Raw genomic sequence first — 19,554 nt, 5'->3', positions numbered from 1 at the left:
ATGAGAGGAGCGCCGCGATTTCCCCATACGGCATTGGCATGCGGCGGCTCTACTGGCTAGACATGCACAACCTCGCGGGCATCGTGCAGCGGACGGCCGACGCGGCGTTGGCCGCGGCGCCGGGAATGGACATCTCGTTCATCGACTTTCCAGGCAACCCCTTCTCATCGCCGCATCACTACATGACTTCCATGCGCGGCAACTCACCACTGACTGCACGGCTGCTGACGCCCATGATGATCGACGCGCAAACTGGCGAGCCCTGCGCAAGGCACGCCTTGCCTGGGACCTGAGTTCCCTGCTTCTGTCGCAGCCGCTTCACTTCGGCGACTACGATGGACTTCCGTTGAAGGTCATTTGGACGTTCCTCGGCCTGATCACCAGCTCCGTATTGGCGAGCGGCCCGTATTTGTAGGGCCGGAAACAGGCGGCCTGGGCGGGCTCCTTGCACGCAAGGTCTTCGGCTGCGAGGTTTCCCGGGGAAAATTCCGAGGCCCTCATCTGGACAGCAGAACCATGCCCTTCCGAACAGTCATGCAATCCATCCGCATTGAGGCCGAACCTCGGGATGTCTGGGGCGCACTCACGGATCCAGATGCCGGGGAGAAATGGCGCAATGCGCATTTCAAGACCGACTGGCAGCCCGGCAGTCCCATCGAAATAGAAGCGATCATCGGGACAGCGCGGTATCGGGACAAGGGGCAGGTGATCCAGGTGCGATCGCCCTCGCTACTCCAGTACACCTATTGGTCCAGGGTTTCCGGTCTGCCTGACGTTCCCGAATCCTATTCATCGATCACGATCACGCTCGAGGTTGAGGGCGCCGAAACGGTCCTGAGGGTCAGCCATCAGGTGCCGCCCTCCCCTCTACGCCGCGGAAAGGACTGGGAGATCGGTGAGGACTCAGGCTGGAACCACGTCGCGTTCTACTGGCGCGCGACACTTCCGATCCTGAAACGAATCGTCGAGGAGCAACACCGGATCTGATGGCGCAGCCGACGACTCCAATGCCCCGAGTGCCGCTGCAAGACGTTCAGCGCCCCTGAAGCCGCGCACTGGCCAGTTGAGAAAGTGTCGCCGCGGTCAGCGCACGAACGCCCACGCGCATCGCCGACTCGTCAATCTGGAACAGCGGCGAATGGTTCACCGGCCCGTCCTTGTCGCCCATCGGCGAAGCGTTCAGCATCCAGAACACAACCGGCACGCCGGTCGAGCCGAAGGCCCCGAAATCCTCCGATCCCATGGAGGCCGGCATCTGGCTCACCTTCGCGGCACCACCGGCAGCGGCACCAAAGGCTCCCACCAGCGAGAGCGTGGCGTCGCGGTCGTTGACCAGCACCTCGTAGCCGTCGCCGCTGTCGATCTTCACATCCGCCTGCACGCCGTAGCTGGCCGCGATGCCGGTGGCGCGGCGGCGGATCTCCTCCTGGGCGATCTTCTGGTTCGTCGTCGAGAGCGCGCGGATCGTGCCGGCGATCTCGGCCGTCTCGGGCAGCACGTTGAAGCGGTTGCCGCTTTGCAGCATGCCGGTGGTCACGATCGTCTGCCCGCCGTCGATGGTCGGATTGAGCCGGTGGCTCACGATGTTCTGCAGGCCCAGCACCGTCTCGGCCGCCGCCAGCATGGGCGTGTTCGAGGTCCATGGCGCGGCGCCATGCCCGCCCGTGCCCTTGAACTTGATGTTGAACACGTCGATGCTGGCCAGCATCGGGCCCGGCCTGTAGCGGATCGTGCCGGAAGGCGCCTGGTTGCTGATGTGCTGGCCGAGCACGACATCAACCTTCGGGTTGTCGAGCACGCCCTCGCGCACCATGGCCATGGCGCCACTGGACTTGCCCAGCCCCGGGCCAATTTCCTCGGCCGGCTGGAAGATGAAGACCACCGTGCCGGCGAGTTGCTCGCGCAGCGAGGACAGCACCTTGGCCGCGCCCAACAGCATGGCGACGTGCGAGTCATGTCCGCAGACGTGCGACACCGCAACCGGCTTTCCCAGCCAGTCCGCCTTGGCGGTGGACTTGAAAGGCAGGTCGTTGCGCTCCTCGACGGGCAGCGCATCCATGTCCGCGCGCAGCGCCACCACGGGGCCCGGTTGCGCACCGCGCAGCACGGCCTTGATGCCGGTACCGGCGATCCCGGTCCTGACCTCCAGGCCGGGAATGCCGGCCAGCGCCTGAGCGATGTACTTCGCTGTACCGGTCTCCTGGTAGGCCAGCTCAGGGTTCTGGTGGATGTGCCGGCGCCACTCGACCACCTGCGGCTGCACACCGTCGGACAGGGCCAGGGCCTGCGACAGCAGCGAGGCAGGCGCCGCGGATGTCGCGCTCTGTGCATGCGCCCCGACGAAGGAGGCTCCGAGAAGGAAGGCGCAGATATGGCGTCGAAGGTTCATGTTGATCGCAGGAGTTGCAGAAAAAGAGTTGAGGGAACCGTGCGTGGCCGACTCTATCGCCCGGTAGTGATCTGCTTCTTGCCGGACTCCTTGCACAGAGTCACCGAAGCGACGCATCGGGTTCATCGCGGCGAATGTCCTCTAGCAATCGATGGACCAGATCGTCCAACGGTGCCAGACTCAGCTTCCCCAGCCGTCAGGTGCTTGGCAGTGAGCCGCGTTGGAGCACGCTTCCCGTTCATCGCCAATCCCACGACCGATCTTCACTGGATCTCGATGAAAGCCCCGCCGCTTCTCTACCAACACACGCCATAAACATGCCCAGGATCTCACCGGTTCATCCGACCGGAACAGAGGCACAGCCCGTACCTCGGATTCCCAGGGGAGCGAATTCCCCATGTTGGAGATTTCCATGTTCTTGAATGGCTTCACAAAACACATGCGCACCGCCGCCGTGCCTGTCTTCGCATTGATGGTCGCGACGTCGGCGACGGCGGGTGTGAGCTGGTCCTTCGGCATCAGCGTACCTGCGCCTGCTGTCGTAGCACCGGCGCCAATCTTCTACGAGCCGACGCCGGCCTATGTCGTTCCCGCGCCTTCGTACTACCCTCCCCCGGTTCTCTTGCGTCCCGCGCCACCGGTCTACTACCGTCCGGCCCCTCCAGCCTACCCATCACCGATCACGTCACTGCGGGTCGAGCACAACAGCTATCACAGCAACCATTACCACTACCACGACTGGTACGACGACGACTGATGCGAGCGAACCCATGCGCGCTGTTCGGGTGATCAGAGCCCGAGAGGCCTGTGTCAGGTGTCGCAGGGCTGATCCTGCAAGCGCGCCAGCAGCGTTCTGAGAAAGTTCCAGGGGAATATCCCCCTGTCATGCCCGTCACTGAAAACGAGCTGCACGCCGTAGGCGCCGACCGGATGGATGTCCATCACCTCGACGCCCTCGTCGGGCAATGGCTCACCCGCGACGCTGCTGCGCGATGCGGCGCGCCGCGACTTGCAGTCGGCACACGGGCAATTCGCGCGCAGCAGCCCATAGGCGACCACATGACGCGCGCCGTCCGCCCAGCGGAACTCCAGTGCCGCGCGCACGCGATGATCGACGATGGACTCAGGCGCCATGCGATGCGGCGAGGTGCTCACCGATCTGCGCGATGGCCAGTCGGGCGGACTTGCGCACTTCGGGATCGGAATCGTGCGCCGCGCGTTCGAGGCCCGGCAATGCCTTCGCGTCGCCCACTTCGCCAAGCGCCAGCGCCGCTTCCTTGCGCAGGTTGCTGATGGCGTGCTCGAGCGCCGCGAGCAGCGGCGCCACGCTGTCGGTGCTGCGCAGCCGGCCGAGACTGCGCGCCGCACGCAGGCGAACCTGCCAGTAGGGATCGTCCAGCGCCACCAGCAGCGCCTGCGTCGCCGCCGGTTGCTGCAACTTGCCGAGCGCAGTGGCCGCCTCTTCCCGGACCTGCCAGCTCCCATCGCGCAGCGCTGACTCCAGCGCGGCGCGGGCCTGCGTGTCGCCCGCCGCGAAGGCCAGCGCCCCCACTGCGGCACGACGCACCTCGTCCACCGGTTCAGCCACCGCAAGCGCGGCCAGCACTGGCAGCGCAGCCGAATGCTTCAGGTAGCCGAGCACGCCGATCGCCTCGCGGCGCAAAGCCACCGCGTCGCCCGTATCGGCTGCCTCCCCAGCCCCTCGTGCCTGTGACGTCTGCAACACCGCGAGCGCGGGAGCTGCGCTTGCGGGCACGCGCAGTTCGCGCAAGGCGCGCAACACCGCGGTGCGCACGCGCGCCGGGCCGCTGTGGGCATGCGGCAGCAACCAGATGGCCGAGGCCGGATCCTTCAGCTCGGCCAGACTGTGGGCCGCCGCCTCGCGAACCTCTGCCTCGGGATCATCGAGGACCTCTACCAGTCCCTGGACAGCGGCCTGGTTCTCCATGGTTTCGAGCGCCAGCGCCGCAGCGGCGCGCACGGCAGGTGCGCCATCGCGCAAAGCGGCGGCCAGCAGCGGTGTGTGCGCCTCGTCGGCCATGTCGCCAAGGTCCATCACGGCGATGCGACGCACTTCGGCATCGGACGAGGCAAGTCGTGCAGCAATGGCCTGCAGTTCGGGATCGTCAAGGATCGGGAGGGTCATTCTTTGTCTAGATCGCAAAGTGCAGATGGACGGCGGCGGGCTTGCCGAGCGGCGTGAGGCGTTCCAGTGGTGCATCGGAGGCCGCGTGCGGATGCAGCAGCTGCAGGCAGTGCCGCTTCAAGGCGGTGAATTCGGACGACGTCACCAGCGACGGATCGCGCGGGCGGGCGAAGCCCGGCGCAAACTCGGCGACGATGCGGCCCGGCCGGGGGCCCATCACGAGCACGCGATCGCCGAGGTACAGCGCCTCGTCGATGTCGTGGGTGATGAAGACGATGGTGGTGCGCACACGCGCCCACGCGTCAAGCAACTGGCGCTGCATCATGAGGCGGGTCTGCGCATCGAGCGCACCGAAAGGTTCGTCCATCAACATCACGCGCGGATGGTTGATGAGCACCCGCGCGATCTCCGCGCGCTGCTGCATGCCGCCCGAGAGCTGGGAGGGATAGAAGCCTGCGAAGGCGTCGAGACCCACGAGACGCAGCATCTCGTGCGCCCTGGCATGGCGCTCACGACGGCCGACGCCCTGCATCTTGAGTGCGAAGGCGACGTTGTCCAATACCTTCTTCCACGGAAAAAGCGTGTGGTGCTGGAAGACCAGCCCGCGATCCGGATGCGGTCCGCGCACCGGTTCGCCATCCACGCGGATCGCACCGCCGGCGGGTGCAAGATGGCCGGCGAGTGCGCCCAGCAGCGTCGATTTGCCACACCCCGAGGGGCCGAGCAGGCAGACGAACTCGCCGGGTTCGATGTCCAGCGTGATGTCCTGCACCGCGTCGAAGGCCTGGGCGCCGTATCCCAGACGCACGCGCAGGCCATCGATGGCGATGCGCCCGGCTCTCACATCCGCCTTCATCGCTTCGCCTCCTGCACAGCGCGCCAGGGCATCAACAGTTGGCCGGCACGACGCACCAGCGCACTGCTGCCCATGCCGAGCACACCGATGAAGAGCATGCCCACCACGATGTCGGCGTAGTTCTGGATCGTGTACGACATCCACGTGTAGTAGCCGATGCCGAACTGGCCCGAGATCATCTCGGCCGTGACCAGGCAGAACCATGCCGTGCCCATGCCGATCGCCAGGCCCGTGACGATGCTTGGCAGCGCGCCGGGCAGGACGACCTCGCCAAACACCGCCAGGCGGCCCGCGCCCAGGCTGCGCGCCGACGCGACGAGACGCGCGTCCACCGCCTCCACGCCGTGCACGGTGTTGAGCAACACGGGAAACAGCGCCCCCACGAAGGTGATGAACACCATCGAAGCCTCCGAGGACGGAAACATCAGGATCGCCAGCGGGATCCACGCCACCGCAGGGATCGGCCGCAGGACTTCCAGCGGCGGCAGCAGCGTGTCCTCGGCCCAGCGTGCGCGGCCGACGGCCAGGCCCAGCGCCACACCCACCACGGTGGCCAGCCCGAAGCCGATGAACACGCGGCGCAGGCTCGCTCCCAGGTGCTCCAGCACCAGCGGTGATCGCGCGAGCGCCCACGCCGACTCGGCCACCTCGCGCGGTGAAGGCACGTTGCGGAAGGTGATGAAGCCCAGATCGACGCGCTGGACGGTGGCAAGGTGCCACGCGAGCAGGCAGCCGAGCAATGCGACGGTGCGCAAGGCGGCGCGCGGCAGGCCGGCACGCAGGAGCACAAATGAGGAGACGGAGGAACTGGCCATGGTGAGCGCGCGAGGTTTCGTGCCGCCCGCGGGAGCTCAGCCGGCCAGCGCGGCGCGTACGCCAGCGAAGTCGGCCACCCTGCCGCCATGCTTCGCCGCCCAGCCTTCGGCCTGTTCCTTGAGCAAGAACGCATCGACCTCACCCTTGGCGCCGAGGACGAACCATGCGTCAGCCGCCAGCAGCTTGTTGCCGCTGTTGCGGTCCTGCGCATAGACCACACGCGCCTTCTTGCCGGCCTTCTCCAGTTTCTGCAGGTCGCCGAAAGCGTTCTCCGGCGAGGCGTAGTGCCGCACCAGCGGCTCGCCGGCCACCCAGACCTGCGCCACGCGGCCCACATCGGCGATGGGCTTGCCCGTCGCGGCGTCCTTCGCGACCAGCGGTGCACGGGCATAGTTCTTCAACTGCCTGTCGTAGTCCAGACCGGCCTCCTTGAAGGCGGCTCGGATGTAGCCGTCCTGCACGAAGGCATTGGCATCGATGTCGTTGTCGGTGCGCTTGAGCAGGCGCAGCGTGTCGAGCGAAGTCTTCACCGCCTGGCGGTACTCGGGCTTCCAGCTCAGGTCGCGCGTCTGCAGGCCGAGCGGACCGTGGAACAGGTAGTTGACCTCGGCCTCGATGCCCGTGACCTTGGCGATGAGCTCGCTGTACTTCTCGGGCTCTGCCGCCACGAGGCGGTCGGCCTCGAGCGCCGCGCGCAGGTAGGCGACGACCACCTCGGGGTACTTCTTCGCATAGTCCTCGTCGACCAGGCTGCCGTGGAAGGTGGGCGCATTCGCCTGCGAGCCGTCGTAGATCTTGCGCGCGAAGCCGCGGTACGGAAAGAGTTCGGCAAAGGGCACGAAGTCCGCGTGCGCCTCGACCTTGCCGGCCTGCAGTGCCGGGCCCGCCACCTCGGGCGCCTGGGTCGTGATGTTCACGTCCTTCAGCGGATCCCAGCCCTGGGCCTGGACGGCGCGCAGCAGCATGCCGTGCGAGGTCGACGCGAACGGCACGGAGATGGTCCGGCCCTTGAGCTCGGCGAGCGACTGCACCTTCGAGTCCTTCGGCACGACGATGCCGTTGCCGCTGCCCGTGGTGCTGCCGGACAACACGGTGATGAAGATGCTCTTGCGCCCTGCTTTCTGGAAGGCCGCGCCGTTGAAGCTGCCGGGGAAGTCGGCCATCGAGCCGAGGTCGAGCTTGCCCGCGACCATCTCGTTGGTCAGCGGTGCCCCGGAGGTGAAGTTCTTCCACTCGATCTGGTACTGCGCATCCTTGTACTTGCCGGTGCGCGGCAGGTACTTCTCGAGCAGCTTGAGCTCGCGGATCAGCAGGCCGCCGGTGGCGCAGTTGATGGTGGTGTCCTGCGTGCCGATGGCGATGCGGATGGTCTCGGCCTGTGCCGCCGGCAGCGCCAGCAGCAGGCCGAGGGTCGCGCCCCACAGGGCCAGTCTTCTCGTGGTCTTCATCGTGATAGCTCCGGTTGATGCACTTGAAAGGCGGCGACCGCAGCGCGGTCAGCGCAGCAGGTAGGGGATGTCGACGGTGACCGCTCCGGTGGGACAGTCCTTCTCGCAAGGCATGCAGTACCAGCATTCGTCGAACTTCATGTAGGCCTTGCCCTTGCTGAGGTCGATGGCGAGCACATCGAGCGGGCAGACATCCACGCAGACGGTGCAGCCCTTGTGGGCGATGCACTTGTCCTCGTCCACGCGCACGGGCACGCTGGTGGGATTGAAGGCGAGGGGCATGTGGGACTCTCTTGTTCTCTTTCTTGGGGAAGGTGGCCTCAGGCCTCGACAGGCTCGCGCGCGAGGGTGGCGCCAGGCACGCGCAGGTGCTGGTAGGCCGACATCTCGTGCGCATCGAGCGGCACGATGTAGGGGTCGACGGGCCGCTTGAAGCTCGCCATCGCCTCCCCTCGCTTCTGCAGCTGCGTGTGGCAGAACCATTCGCGGTCGTTGCGCTCGGGGAAGTCCACGCGGCGGTGATAGAGGCCCCAGCGGCTTTCGGTGCGGTAGAGCGACGCGCGCGCGGCCATCTCGGCGCAGTCGCGGATGGCATGCACCTCCATCGCGCGCATCAGTTCGTGCGGGCCGGCAGCACTCAGCCGTTGCAGGTCCTCGTGGATCTGCTCGAAGCGCGAGAGGCCGATTTCCATCTTGCGCGTCACCTTGGGCGGCTGCAGGTAGTCGTTGACCATGCGACGCAGCTTGTATTCGACCTGCGCAGGCGGCAGGCCTTCCCCGGACGGATTGCTGCCGCGAAGAAGTGGCGCGCTCACGCGTGCGTGCTCGCGTGCGACCTGCTGTGGGTCGAGGACAGGCAGTTCGTTTTCTGCGCAGTACCGCGCCGCGCTTTCTCCCGCGAGGCGCCCGTAGACGAAGGCACCGAGCATGTAGTTGTGCGGCACGCAGGCCAGGTCGCCCGCGGCATGAAGGCCAGCCACCGTGGTGCGCGCGTGCTCGTCCACCCACACACCCGAGGCCGAATGGCCGCTGCACAGACCGATCTCCGAGATGTGCATCTCCACCATCTGCGCGCGGTAGTCGGTGCCGCGCCCCGCGTGGAAGCGCCCGCGGCTCGGACGCTCGTTGGTGTGCAGGATCTGCTCGATGGTGGCGATGGTTTCCTCGGCCAGGTGGTTCAGCTTGAGGAAGACCGGTCCGTTGCCGCCTTGGAGCTCGTTGTAGAACTCCATCATCATCTGGCCGCTCCAGTAGTCGCACTCGATGAAGCGCTCGCCCCGGTTGTTGGTGGTGTGACCGCCGAAGGGGCCGGTCACATAGGCGCAGGCCGGGCCGTTGTAGTCCTTGATCAGCGGGTTGATCTGGAAGCACTCGATGCCCGACAGCTCGGCGCCCGCGTGGTAGGCCATGCTGTAGCCGTCGCCCGCGTTGGTCGGGTTCTCGTAGGTACCGAAGAGGTAGCCCGAGGCCGGCAGTCCCAGCCGTCCGGCGGCACCGGTGGCCAGCACCACGGCCTTGGCGCGGATCACGTGGAATTCGGCCGTGCGGCAATCAAAGGCCATGGCGCCCGCGATGCTGCCGTCGGCCGCGGTGAGCAGGCGCGTGACCACCAGGCGCTGCGACATCTCCACGCGCGTGCGCTTCAGGCGCCGGTACAGCACATTCTTGATGTTGTGGCCCTCGGGCATCGGCAGCACGTAGGTGCCCATGTGGTGGACCTTGCGCATCGCGTAGTCGCCGGTCTCGTCCTTCTCGAACTTCACACCCCAGCGGTCGAGCTCCTCGATCATCGAATAGCTGTTGCGCGCATAGGCCATCACGGTCTTCTGGTTGACGATGCCATCGTTGGCAGTCGTGATCTCCTTGACGTACTGCTCGGGGGTGGCGAAGCCGGGCACCACCGCGTTGTTCAGGCCGTCCATCCCCATCGAGATGGCGCCGCTGCGCTTGACGTTGGCTTTTTCCAGCAGCAGGACTTCGAGCGCCGGGTTGGCTTCCTTCGCCTTGACGGCGGCCATCGGACCGGCCGTGCCGCCGCCGATGACCAGCACATCGACGGTGCGGGTGATGATGTTCATGGGTTCACCTTGGTCGACGGGATGGCGCGGGCGATGCGAAGCCGGTGCTGGAAGGCGTCGCCGCGGAAATAGAGGTCCTCGAAATCCAGCGGCGCGCCGTCGGCCGTGTAGGTCAGGCGTTCCACGCGCAGCACGGCCGTGCCTTCGGCCACGACCAGTGCCCGCGCGAGCACCTCGTCGGCCAGCATCGCGTCGATCTGCAGGTCGGCGTGGCCGAGCGCGATGCCGTAGTCGTTCTCCAGGATCAGGAAGATGTCGCGCCCGGCCAGGTCCGCCTGGCGCAGCCGCTCGCCGATCGCATGCGGGAGGTAGGTCACCTCGTAGGACACCGGAGCGCGATTGAGGTGACGCACGCGCTTGATCTGTGCGACCGGGTTTCCCTCGGCCAGGCCCAGGCGCTGCGCCACGCGCGGCGAAGCGGGCACGGTCTTGTGGCTGGTGACCTGGTTGCGGATCTCGTAGCCCATGCGCTCCATCGCCTCGGCAAAGCCCTCGAGCTGTCCGAGATGCTGGAAGGCCTTGGGCTTGGCGACGAAGGTGCCCTTGCCCGGGATCTTGAAGATCAGGTTTTCGCGCTGCAGGTCGCTGAGCGCCTGGCGCACCGTGATGCGGCTGACCTTGAACAGCGAAACCATCTCGCTTTCCGAAGGCAATTGCGCATGCGGTGCGTAGGTGCCGTCGAGGATGCGCTCGCGCAGCGTTTCGCGCACCTGGGTGTAGAGGGGCACAGGAGAAAAGGCGACGGGTTCGAGTGCCTTGGCGGGAGACATGCGGCTGACCTGTTATGACCGGTTGAATGAGACCGGATGCTAGGCAGCGATGCATCTTTCGCTAAATAAGTAAATCGTGCATCGATATGCGGGAAATGCTCGGGCCACGTCCGCATGGGCTGCGGACCGATCACAACCACGCGCCGTCGGGTCGGCTCGCTGCTGCAGCAGGTGCTGCGGCGCCCTTCACGGAATCTCCACCCGATCCCCATGCCGCCTGCATCCTCCCGGCGCATCCTCGCGCCCCAGTCGCAGGCATCGCGGCAGCAACAACCGGAGGCAGGTTCGCGTGGCGCATCGCGAGTTCGCTGTCGACAGCCCTCGAACTTCAGCGATTTCGAGGGCCTTCCCCCTGCCCTGCCCTTGCAATGAACAGAACAGAGATCTTGGCAACCATCGTCGACATGGGGCGCGCGGGCCTGGGGTTCACGCCCGTGGACGCGCTCGATGTCATCGCCGAGCTGATCGCCAGGGAGGACCCGCGGGGCAGCTCCTACGACATCAACGTCGAGCGACTCCTGCGCCTGGGGACCACCATCTGGAGCCTGAGGCACCGGCTCTTCCTGCCGGTCGAGGGTCACACGGACACCCGCACCGATGCCCTTTGACGGCTCGGCCTGCTCGATTCGTCGTGCGGAAGCCGTGTCGAGGCATCGGGTCGGACGCGCCCTTCCCGACCGCCGCGGCTACATGCCCGCGACGCCCTGGGCCAGCGCGAAGTCGAGCAGCACGCGATCCGAGGGCTCCTCGGGCCACGTGACCTGTGCCAGCCAGCGGTGGAAGGTGGTCGCCGCGATGCGGCTGGCGGGCCCGTCGCGGCGCCAGGCCCGGGCGATGGGCGCGGCGATCTGCCCGAGCCGATCTGCCTCGAAGCGCGACCGCATCTCGGCCTGCATGGCTTCGGGCATCTCCTGGTAGAGCAACTTGGCCTTCTGCATGCGATCGTTATCCCAGAGCTCCCGGATGCGATGCATGCGGTCCGCGCCGCTGGATGCGGTCACGGGCCGGGCGTGGCCCAGCGCGGGCGCTGTCTCGGGGATTTCGATCGTCCCCTTCACGCCGGCGTATCCCTTCTTCAGCGCATCCTTGAAATAGGCTGCCGGCGACTTGAGCGTCGGCAGGGACTGGCTGCGAAGCCGCTGCTCGACGTGCTCGAGCGTGCCGCGCAACTGGCCTTCGTCGGTGGTCGCATACAGGTCTTGCGCCTCGTCCTGTTTGAGGCCCAGTGCGATCAGCTTGCCCACGAGCTCGAGGTCGAAGACGTTGCGGCTGGGGTCATCGGCAGCGCCCAGGCGCTGCTGAAGCTTGGGAAGGACACGGAACTGGATTTCCTCGATGCGCCGGCCTCGCTTGTGCTCGATGAGTTCGAGGCTGAAGTCCTCGCAGAGGGCGTCGATCTCGGCCAACGCCTTGCTGATCACGTCGCGCTTGAGGAAGCGGTAGTCGACTTCCGTGATGTCGCTTCGCCCGGTCAGTACAGCGGCCCACCACAGCACGTCCTCGCGCATGGACAGCCGGCTCGGCGAGGAGAGGTAACGAGCCCCTATCTCGTAGAGGACGGCAGCGGGGTAACTGCGCATCTGGCCGCTGATTTCCAGCAACACACGGGTGTACTGGTGCGGCTTGACCAGGCGCTCGCGGATTTCCTCCGGGTAGCGCCAGGTGATCGTGCAGGGCCGGCCCCTGCCCTGCTCTTCGAGCGTGACGGTGCCCAGCAGCTGGGAGGAGACCCAGCGCTTGAGGCCTGCGCCGCTGGTGGACCATTCGATGGTGGTCGCCTGCATGTCGCGCAGGTGGGACTTCAGCAGTTCGGTGTTGTTGGAATTGAAGCGGGCGTCGCCGATGAGCTCGCTGAGGGCGAGCTTGTAGACGGGCTCGTCCACACCCTGACGCTGCGAGTGGTAGAGCAACGCGTTGTAGATGCGGCGCGACAGCAGCGTTAGGCGACCGCGCTTGGGACGGATCGCGATGGCTTCGTTGGCCTTCGCGACGCTTTGCTCGTCGGGGGCCGGGGATGGCTTGGGCGGCTGTCGCGGAACTTCGCCGTCTTCCATGTGGCCTCTTTCAGGGATCTGTAGTTTCACATGATGCCGATGTTTTGTGAAATGGTCAATTTACAAATCCACGAAGCATCCCTTGAGACTTTGAAAGGAAACACTTGGAGAGATTGAAGAATTGACGGAGCACTTTTTCGAAGCCTGACAAGGACTTGCAGAAGATTCTGTGAGGACCTCTGGGATTTGATGTGAGAAGGTTTGGGATTGAGTGTGAGATCGAATGGGATTTGAAGGCGTTGGACGTGTGAGTGGTTGGGATTTGAGGTGAGTGGACTGGGGATGCGTCGTGCGGCTGGGGGTGCGGCGGCGGTGCAAGGTGCCGAAATGCGTGTCGCAGGGGCGCCGAACGCCATCGACAGGTCCGTTCGACATCCATTTCGGGCATCCCGAGCGTCTGATCCGTACGAGAATCCCAATGAACCTCACCTTGGTCCCCAAACCCTCTCACAATTGACAGGGGTTCAAGAGTGAGGTTCTAGGCGGTTCTTGTTCATTCGACGGAATCCCATAGAATGGCCAAATTCTGTTGAATAAGGCTGTTCTTCATGGCATTGCCCGCTCCCAGCGGCGCTGGAAACCAGGTTTCCACGCCTCCCCTCCCGCTCTCTTCTTCCCCCTCTTCTGCACGCGCGCGGATCGACATGCCGCGCATCGCGGCGCTGGCCGTGCGTGCCGGCTCGATGGTCGAGCAGATCCGCGGTCGCCTGCTGGCGCCGGAAGCGCGCAAGGTCGCGCCGATCTACTCGACCGCCCAGCTGGCGGCCCTGTGCGGTGTCGACAAGGCGCATGTGGCCTACCGCATCACCAAGGAGGATCTGCCAAGCGGGCGGCTGACGCCGGCGGGCGGCAAGCGCAACTTCGAACTCAGCGAACTGCGCACCTGGACCCGCACCTACCGCGCCGACAAGATGCGCCCCGACGGGAAAAAGGCATTCACCATTGCCGTCGGGAATTTCAAGGGTGGCGTTGCCAAGACCACGACGGCCATGGTGCTGGCGCAGGGGCTGAGCTTGCGTGGCCACCGGGTGCTGGCCATTGACACCGATCCGCAGGGTTCGCTTACCACCTTGCACGGCCTGCTGCCTGAAGCGGAGATCAGCGAGGACATGACCATCGCTCCGCTGTGTGACGGCAGCCAGTCCGATATCCGCTACGCGATCCGGTCGACTTATTGGGACGGGCTGGATCTGGTGGCTGCGGCCCCCTTCCTTTTCTCGGCCGAGTTCGCGCTGCCTGCGCGCCAGATGCAGGAGCCTAACGCTCGCTTCTGGGATGTGCTCAACGCGGGGCTGGAGAGCGTGCGTGATCTCTATGACGTGATCATCATCGACACGCCTCCATCGCTTTCCTACGTGACCATCAATGCGCTATGGGCCGCCAACGGAATCGTCGTGCCGGTGCCTCCGTCCGGCCTGGACTTCGCATCGTCGGCGCAGTTCTGGTCGCTGCTGGCCGATCTGGGCGCCAACCTCGATGCACAGGGTGGCGACATGGCCGGCAAGGCCTTCGACTTTCTGCATGTGCTGCTCAGCCGGGTCGACCCGAGCGACCCGGCCACTCCTGCAGTCCGGCAATGGATCCAGGCCACCTATGGCGAGTACACGCTGCCGGTGGAGATCCCGAAGACCAGCGTGACCAGCAACAAGGCGGCCGAGTTCGCCACCGTCTATGACGTGCAGAAATATGAGGGGGCTGCGAAGACCTACAAGCGTGCTTCCGACGCTTACGACGCGTTCGTTGATCTGGTCGAGCAGTCGGTGGTGAGCAGTTGGGCAGACAAGGCGCAGGTCCAATGAGAGCCTTGGCGCTTCAGCTGAAGAGGGTGCAGGGGCGGGGTGGAAACCAGGTTTCCACCGTTTCGTGGCCATGTCGCGCACAGCACCACGCCGCACTGGTCTGCGCTGACGCGTGGAAACCAGGTTTCCACTTCCTCGCGTCTGACCCGGTACCTCACGTGGAAACCAGGTTTCCACGCGATCTGTTGCGCGTGATATCGACGCTTCCGTCGCGCCGCGCGCGCGTGCTGCCTGTTGCGTGGAAACCAGGTTTCCACGCAACAGCGTCTGATGTGTCACGGCACCTGGAAACCTGGTTTCCACGTGATCCGTTGCGGGCAGCTTCGCTGCGGCCCTGCCGGATGCACGGTCCGCTCGCGGTGTGGAAACCCGGTTTCCACTTCCTCGCGTCCGACCCGGTACCTCATGTGGAAACCAGGTTTCCACACGATCTGTTGCAGGCGATGTCGTCGCTTCCGTCGCGTCGCGCGCGCGTGCTGTCCGTTGCGTGGAAACCAGGTTTCCACGCAACAGCGTCTGATGTGTCACGGCACCTGGAAACCTGGTTTCCACGTGATCCGTTGCGGGCAGCTTCGCCGTGGTCCGGCCGGATGCTCGGTCCGTTCGCTGTGTGGAAACCAGGTTTCCACTTCCTCGCGTCCGACCTGGTACGTCATGTGGAAACCAGGTTTCCACATGGCCCGTTGCGCGCGATATCGTCGCTCCCATCCCGCCATGTGCGCATGGCGCTCGGCTGGAAACCAGGTTTCCACCGCCTCGGAGGTTCCAATGGCTAGTACCCGCAAGCGCCTCGAAGCCCTGACCGCTGGATTGTCGATTCCCGAGCCGACGCCGGCCGCAGCACCGACTGCCCACGCGATCATTGCGCCTCCGGCATCACTTCCCGGTGTTGCTGCCGCGCACGCGGTGGAAACCAGGTTTCCACCAGCGCAGACCAGCTCGCTTGCTCCGCGCACCGGTCCAGGCCAGATGCTGGCCTTCCGGGGCCAGATGCAGGCGGTGGAGGGCGAGCTGGCGGCCCTGCGCGATCGGCTGCGCCAGCACGATGGCTCGACGCCGACACGCAAGCTCGATCCTGCAATCATCCGTGCTTCCCGCTGGGCCAACCGCCATTCAGCATCGTTCGAGACAGCGGAATTCGCGGGGCTTAAAGCCGACATCGAGCAGGCCGGCGGCAACGTGCAGCCGATCCTGGTGCGTCCCGTGGCAGGCGAGCCCGGACAGTATGAACTGGTGTTTGGACACCGGCGCCACCGTGCATGCTTGGACTTGGGCATCCCGGTGCTGGCGGCCATCTGGCTCGACGAGCTCGGGGACATCGAGCTGTTCACGGCCATGGACCGCGAGAACCGGGAGCGCTCGGATCTCTCTGCGTATGAGCAGGGCGTGATGTACCAGCGCGCGCTCGACGAGCAACTGTTCCCGACCCAGCGCCAACTGGCCGAGAAAGTCGGCAGGAGCCACACCTGGGTGCGCAAGGCGTTGATGGTGGCGCAGCTCCCCTCGGCCGTGGTGGAGTGCTTTCGCAGTCCGCTGGAAATACAGCACCGGCATGCGGAGCAACTCAACGCGGCCCTCGACAAGGACCGCCGCAGCGTCTTGAAGCGCGCGGAGAAGGTCCGTGGCCTGAAGCTTGCGCCGGCAGCGGTTGTAGCGCGCCTGCTGGGGCTGGACGTGACGGCGAAGCCGGAAAAGCTCGCCATCCAGAGCGACGGCAAGACGGTTGGCGCCTGCGTGCGGGCAGCCGACGGGACTGTCACGCTGACCCTGCTGCCGGGTGCCGTGTCCGAACTTGCGTCGGACGCTTTGCTGAAGTCCATGGCCGAGACGCTGCAGAAGGTCCGGCTGCTCGGCTAGCGCAAGCGCGCGGCCGGTCATGTGAGCACCATTGGGAAATGGTGCTCACAGCGGCAAGGGGAGGGGAGGCGGGAGGATTCTCTGGCCCCAATGTCGTCTTCCTCCTTACGTCTGAATGCCGACGTTGAATCGGCCCGAGTCGCTTCCCTCGGCACAGCCTCTGCCCTGGGAAGATCGAGTCCAGTGCCTCATGCGATTCACAGCTCAGCCGGGCGTGCTTGAGAGACTGCTTTTAGAAAGCTTGTACTCACTTCCATGGAGCATCCGGATCCCAATTCCCAATCAGTCGCACAGTGGCGGGGCGGGTGCCCTGATGGAAGCCGGGACAGCAAGGGGCGTGATCCAGGTTGTCGACCCCATTCAAGGGGCCCATGCGGACGGTGGATGCCGAGGACGGGCCTTCGTTTTGTCGACAGAAGCATCAGGCTGATAGCCCTGGGTTGGGAGGCGGGTCCCGCGTCGCGATAGGCAAGCCCGGGTGCCGGGGCGATAGCGTCGCGGCCCAAGCCCGGCGGTTCGATGAAGAGACGCCCAGGAATATTCAATGCGAGCGGCCACTTACGGCGAAGACCGAAGCCAAATGCTCAACACGACGGCGCAAGCGCATTCCACGGTACTGGCCCGGCGCATGGCGGCCTGGGAAAAGTCATTCTGAATCAATCACTTGCGCGCGATCCTGAGCCTGCCTTCTCGGATTTGCGCTCATCGACATCGCAAATTATCATTGATGATTATGTGAGTCTGGATCTCTCTTCGGATGAGACGGATCCAGACAGGGAGTGGAAATTGGGAAGGCCAGCATGCTGGCCTTCCCCGTGTTCGCGCCTGGCGCACCGGTAGCATTGAAGGCAAACAACACAATGAGGGTCTCAGTGAGCACGATGATTTGCAGGGGGATGACCGCAGTTGAGCGGCCAGGCAGCCGCGGTCGCGCGGGCGATTTCGGAGGTCCGCATCCAGGTCCGATCGGCGGGGGCCGAGCCGCTGCCCGGCGCCGGGCAGGGGACATGAGCCGATGAGCCGCCACCCCGTTCCGAGTCCGGAGGAACTGGCCGGACTGGATGACGAAGTGCTTGAGCGCCTGGCCATCGAGTGGCGGGCCCGCGCCTCGCGCGGCACGAAGCAGGCCTACGGCGTGGCCCATGCGCTGGAAGTCGAATGGCGCCAGCGCGCGCGTGTCAGCCGCGCCCAGCAACTGCCGCAGCCTGTGGTCGCGCCGCGCCGCTGGTGGAAGTTCTGGCAGTCCTCGCCGGGGCCCGGGTCGCCCCCTTCACCGTGAAGAAAACGTCCCCGCGCAAGCTTCATCGCGGCCACTTCGCCTTCATGCGTGCGCTTGCGCAGGGCGTCGACGAACGCGCCAGCTGGGAGCGCTACCTGCGGCTGGAGGGCGAGCATGTCGATCTGCGCACCGTGCGTCGCACGATCGCCTGGATCCGGGATGCCTTCGCCGCGGCCGCGCGTCGCGAACGCAGACCCGGCACGGCGCGTCTGATCCTGCTCGATCCCGAGCGCTTCACGGCCCCCCCGGCGCTGCCGAGCCTGGCCGAGTTCGCGCAAGCCCAGGGCCTGGAGGATTTCTCGGAGGCGGAGCAGGTCGAGGCCTACGAAGCGGCCTTCCCGCAAGGCGGCGGGGCGTCGGGCCGGGGCCGCGGCCAGCCCTCCCGGCGCGCGCGCGTCATCGAGCGCCAGCTCGAGGCGCTGCACTGGCTGGAGCGCCTGGTCGCCCAGGATCCGCGCCCGGCCGACGGCGTGTCCGCCTGGCTGAATCCCGTGCTGGCCGCGCGGCTGGAGCGTGCAGGGCTTTTGACGCTGGCCGCGCTGGTGGCGCGCATCAACGGTGCCGGGGCGCGCTGGTGGGTCCAGGTGCCGGGCGTCGGACAGCGCAAGGCCACGCGGATCATGGACTGGCTGCATGCCCACGAGCAGGTGCTGGGCCTGCGGGTGGGCGCGCACGCCGCCGCGCCGCGTGCGCAGCTGAATCCATCCGCCCTGGCATCGGTGGTTCCGGCAGCCACCGCATTGGTGCCCTACGAGAAATTCGTGCTGCCCGCGAACCTGGATGGTCGCGCGGGTACCTGCCGTGCCCCGCGGGAGGTCTGTCGGCTTGCGGCGACCGACGACCATGAGGCCGTGGGCGCGTGGCTCGCCTCGAAGGGGCGCGCCGGGCCCGCGCAGGCGCCGCTGACGTCCACGCAACGCTCGTACCGCAAGGAGGCGGAGCGGCTGCTGCTCTGGGCGGTGCTCGAGCGCGGCAAGGCCTTGTCCTCCCTCACCAGCGAGGATGCGCAGGCCTACCAGGCCTTTCTCGAGGAGCCTCCCGCCGAGTGGTGCGGCGCGCGCCACCACCAGCGCTGGTCACCGATGTGGAGGCCGCTCGAAGGTGCGCTGACGCCGGTGGCGCTGCGCCAGACGCTGATCATTCTTCGAAGCCTGTTCGCCTTCCTGGTGGTGCAGGGCTACGTGGTGGGCAACCCCTTTGCGCAATCCGCCTTGCCGGCGGATGCGCAGGGCCGGCTCGGGGCGAATCGCACGCTGAGCTTTGCGCAGTGGGATCACATCGATGCGCTGCTGCAGGTCCACGTGGACACCGAGGCCGGCCGGCGTCTGCGCCGGGGCATGCGCTGGTTGTATGCGACGGGCCTGCGCCTGGCCGAGATCACCGGCGTGTGCTGCGAAGACCTGCGACCGGGAATGCCGTCGACCGCCGACGGGCTCGGTTGCAGCGACTGGCTGCTGTCGGTGACCGGCAAGCGTGGCGGGCGCCGCGAGGTCGCGGTGCCCGTCGAGCTGGTCGACGAGTTCGGCCAGGAGCTGGCGCGCCACGGCTTCGACCGGCAGGTGAATGCACCCGGCAACCACGGCGTTCCGCTGCTCGCGCGCTTCGGTGGGGGCGCCGAGCATCCCGCCGGCTGGTCGTCCTCGGGGCTGTACCAGGCCATCAAGGCATTCCTCGCGCGCGCCGCGCAGGGTCTGGGCGCGGCCGATGCCGCGCAATTGAGAAAGGCCAGCACGCACTGGCTGCGGCATTCCCATGGGGCCCATGCCCTGCGCGGAAGGGAAGGGCGTGCGCCGGTGTCCTTGGCGGTGGTGCAGAACAACCTGGGCCACGCGTCGTCCACCACCACGTCGATGTACCTGTCGAAACCCTGATCGGGCAAACGCTCGCGCGGGAGCACGCGTGGCGTTCGGTGGCCACGCGAGCGCGCTCCGGCATGTCTGCATGCATCGGCCACGCATTTGCGTTTGGCAGCGAACTTGCACCACAGGCAAGCGCACCGTGGCCAGGATCGTGCGCTGTCCGCCGGCAGACAGGGCCTGCGCAGCGCGGCGCTGATGCGCAG

At 66.2% G+C, this 19,554-nt stretch carries 18 protein-coding genes; 8 read left to right on the top strand and 10 right to left on the bottom strand.

All coding sequences use genetic code 11. The features are described from left to right. Positions 1 to 25 precede the first annotated feature (25 nt). Entirely contained in the window at positions 26 to 415 is a 390-nt protein-coding gene (locus BMY35_RS35340; protein WP_371287239.1) for a PepSY domain-containing protein, read from the top strand. Positions 416 to 534: 119 nt separating this feature from the next. Continuing rightward, positions 535 to 987 (top strand): SRPBCC domain-containing protein, encoded by a 453-nt coding sequence (locus BMY35_RS35335; RefSeq protein WP_206169358.1) that lies wholly within the window; start codon positions 535 to 537, stop codon positions 985 to 987. Positions 988 to 1,033: 46 nt separating this feature from the next. Here BMY35_RS35335 and BMY35_RS35330 read toward each other — a convergent pair whose 3' ends face one another. Beyond that, entirely contained in the window at positions 1,034 to 2,389 is a 1,356-nt protein-coding gene (locus BMY35_RS35330; protein ID WP_093209492.1) for a M20 metallopeptidase family protein, read from the bottom strand. Positions 2,390 to 2,786: 397 nt separating this feature from the next. On the opposite strand from BMY35_RS35330, the gene BMY35_RS35325 reads away from it, so the two are divergent. After that, positions 2,787 to 3,146, top strand: a complete 360-nt coding sequence (locus BMY35_RS35325; protein WP_338067645.1) for a hypothetical protein — start codon at positions 2,787 to 2,789, stop codon at positions 3,144 to 3,146. Between the two features lie 53 nt (positions 3,147 to 3,199). On the opposite strand, the gene BMY35_RS35320 is transcribed toward BMY35_RS35325, so the two are convergent. The 8 genes from BMY35_RS35320 to BMY35_RS35285 are packed head-to-tail and all read right to left on the bottom strand — an operon-like array spanning position 3,200 to position 10,503. Further along, on the bottom strand, positions 3,200 to 3,523 hold the full coding sequence (locus BMY35_RS35320; RefSeq protein ID WP_093209491.1) for a DUF971 domain-containing protein: 324 nt from the start codon (positions 3,521 to 3,523) through the stop codon (positions 3,200 to 3,202). Continuing rightward, positions 3,513 to 4,535, bottom strand: coding sequence for a HEAT repeat domain-containing protein (locus tag BMY35_RS35315; protein ID WP_093209489.1), 1,023 nt, complete (start codon positions 4,533 to 4,535; stop codon positions 3,513 to 3,515). Before BMY35_RS35315 ends, BMY35_RS35320 begins: the two co-directional genes overlap by 11 nt. Before the next feature lie 7 nt (positions 4,536 to 4,542). Beyond that, entirely contained in the window at positions 4,543 to 5,391 is an 849-nt protein-coding gene (locus BMY35_RS35310) for an ABC transporter ATP-binding protein (protein ID WP_093209487.1), read from the bottom strand. Beyond that, positions 5,388 to 6,206 (bottom strand): ABC transporter permease, encoded by an 819-nt coding sequence (locus BMY35_RS35305; protein WP_093209485.1) that lies wholly within the window; start codon positions 6,204 to 6,206, stop codon positions 5,388 to 5,390. Before BMY35_RS35305 ends, BMY35_RS35310 begins: the two co-directional genes overlap by 4 nt. Positions 6,207 to 6,242: 36 nt before the next feature. After that, positions 6,243 to 7,655, bottom strand: a complete 1,413-nt coding sequence (locus BMY35_RS35300) for an ABC transporter substrate-binding protein (protein ID WP_177213787.1) — start codon at positions 7,653 to 7,655, stop codon at positions 6,243 to 6,245. Between the two features lie 48 nt (positions 7,656 to 7,703). Continuing rightward, on the bottom strand, positions 7,704 to 7,937 hold the full coding sequence (locus BMY35_RS35295; RefSeq protein WP_018904228.1) for a 4Fe-4S dicluster domain-containing protein: 234 nt from the start codon (positions 7,935 to 7,937) through the stop codon (positions 7,704 to 7,706). Between the two features lie 38 nt (positions 7,938 to 7,975). Next, the gene (locus tag BMY35_RS35290; RefSeq protein ID WP_093209484.1) at positions 7,976 to 9,733 is read right to left on the bottom strand and encodes a fumarate reductase/succinate dehydrogenase flavoprotein subunit; all 1,758 of its coding nucleotides are present in this window, start codon (positions 9,731 to 9,733) and stop codon (positions 7,976 to 7,978) included. Continuing rightward, complete coding sequence (locus BMY35_RS35285) at positions 9,730 to 10,503, bottom strand: GntR family transcriptional regulator (RefSeq protein WP_093209482.1); 774 nt, start codon at positions 10,501 to 10,503, stop codon at positions 9,730 to 9,732. Before BMY35_RS35285 ends, BMY35_RS35290 begins: the two co-directional genes overlap by 4 nt. 368 nt (positions 10,504 to 10,871) lie before the next feature. Here BMY35_RS35285 and BMY35_RS35280 point away from each other — a divergent pair, with 368 nt between their 5' ends. After that, the gene (locus BMY35_RS35280; protein WP_093209480.1) at positions 10,872 to 11,111 is read left to right on the top strand and encodes a hypothetical protein; all 240 of its coding nucleotides are present in this window, start codon (positions 10,872 to 10,874) and stop codon (positions 11,109 to 11,111) included. Between the two features lie 78 nt (positions 11,112 to 11,189). Here BMY35_RS35280 and BMY35_RS35275 read toward each other — a convergent pair whose 3' ends face one another. Next, positions 11,190 to 12,557: a replication initiation protein gene (locus BMY35_RS35275; protein ID WP_093209478.1), complete on the bottom strand. Its 1,368-nt coding sequence runs from the start codon at positions 12,555 to 12,557 to the stop codon at positions 11,190 to 11,192. Positions 12,558 to 13,105: 548 nt separating this feature from the next. On the opposite strand from BMY35_RS35275, the gene BMY35_RS35270 reads away from it, so the two are divergent. From BMY35_RS35270 to BMY35_RS35255, 4 genes are all read left to right on the top strand, one after another. Beyond that, on the top strand, positions 13,106 to 14,356 hold the full coding sequence (locus BMY35_RS35270; protein WP_093209477.1) for an AAA family ATPase: 1,251 nt from the start codon (positions 13,106 to 13,108) through the stop codon (positions 14,354 to 14,356). Between the two features lie 768 nt (positions 14,357 to 15,124). Continuing rightward, a complete protein-coding gene (locus BMY35_RS35265) occupies positions 15,125 to 16,213 on the top strand; it encodes a ParB/RepB/Spo0J family partition protein (protein WP_093209476.1) in 1,089 nt (362 codons plus the stop codon). Between the two features lie 1,069 nt (positions 16,214 to 17,282). Continuing rightward, entirely contained in the window at positions 17,283 to 17,492 is a 210-nt protein-coding gene (locus tag BMY35_RS35260; protein WP_240652217.1) for a hypothetical protein, read from the top strand. Next, entirely contained in the window at positions 17,489 to 19,363 is a 1,875-nt protein-coding gene (locus BMY35_RS35255) for a site-specific integrase (protein ID WP_093209473.1), read from the top strand. The genes BMY35_RS35260 and BMY35_RS35255 overlap by 4 nt, the downstream gene beginning before the upstream one ends. The last annotated feature ends 191 nt before the right edge of the window (positions 19,364 to 19,554 follow it).

This window comes from Variovorax sp. YR750 (assembly GCF_900109805.1).
GTDB lineage: Bacteria > Pseudomonadota > Gammaproteobacteria > Burkholderiales > Burkholderiaceae_C > Variovorax > Variovorax gossypii.
Note: the sequence above shows the minus strand (reverse complement) of the source record. Positions and strands in the feature narration are given on the sequence as shown.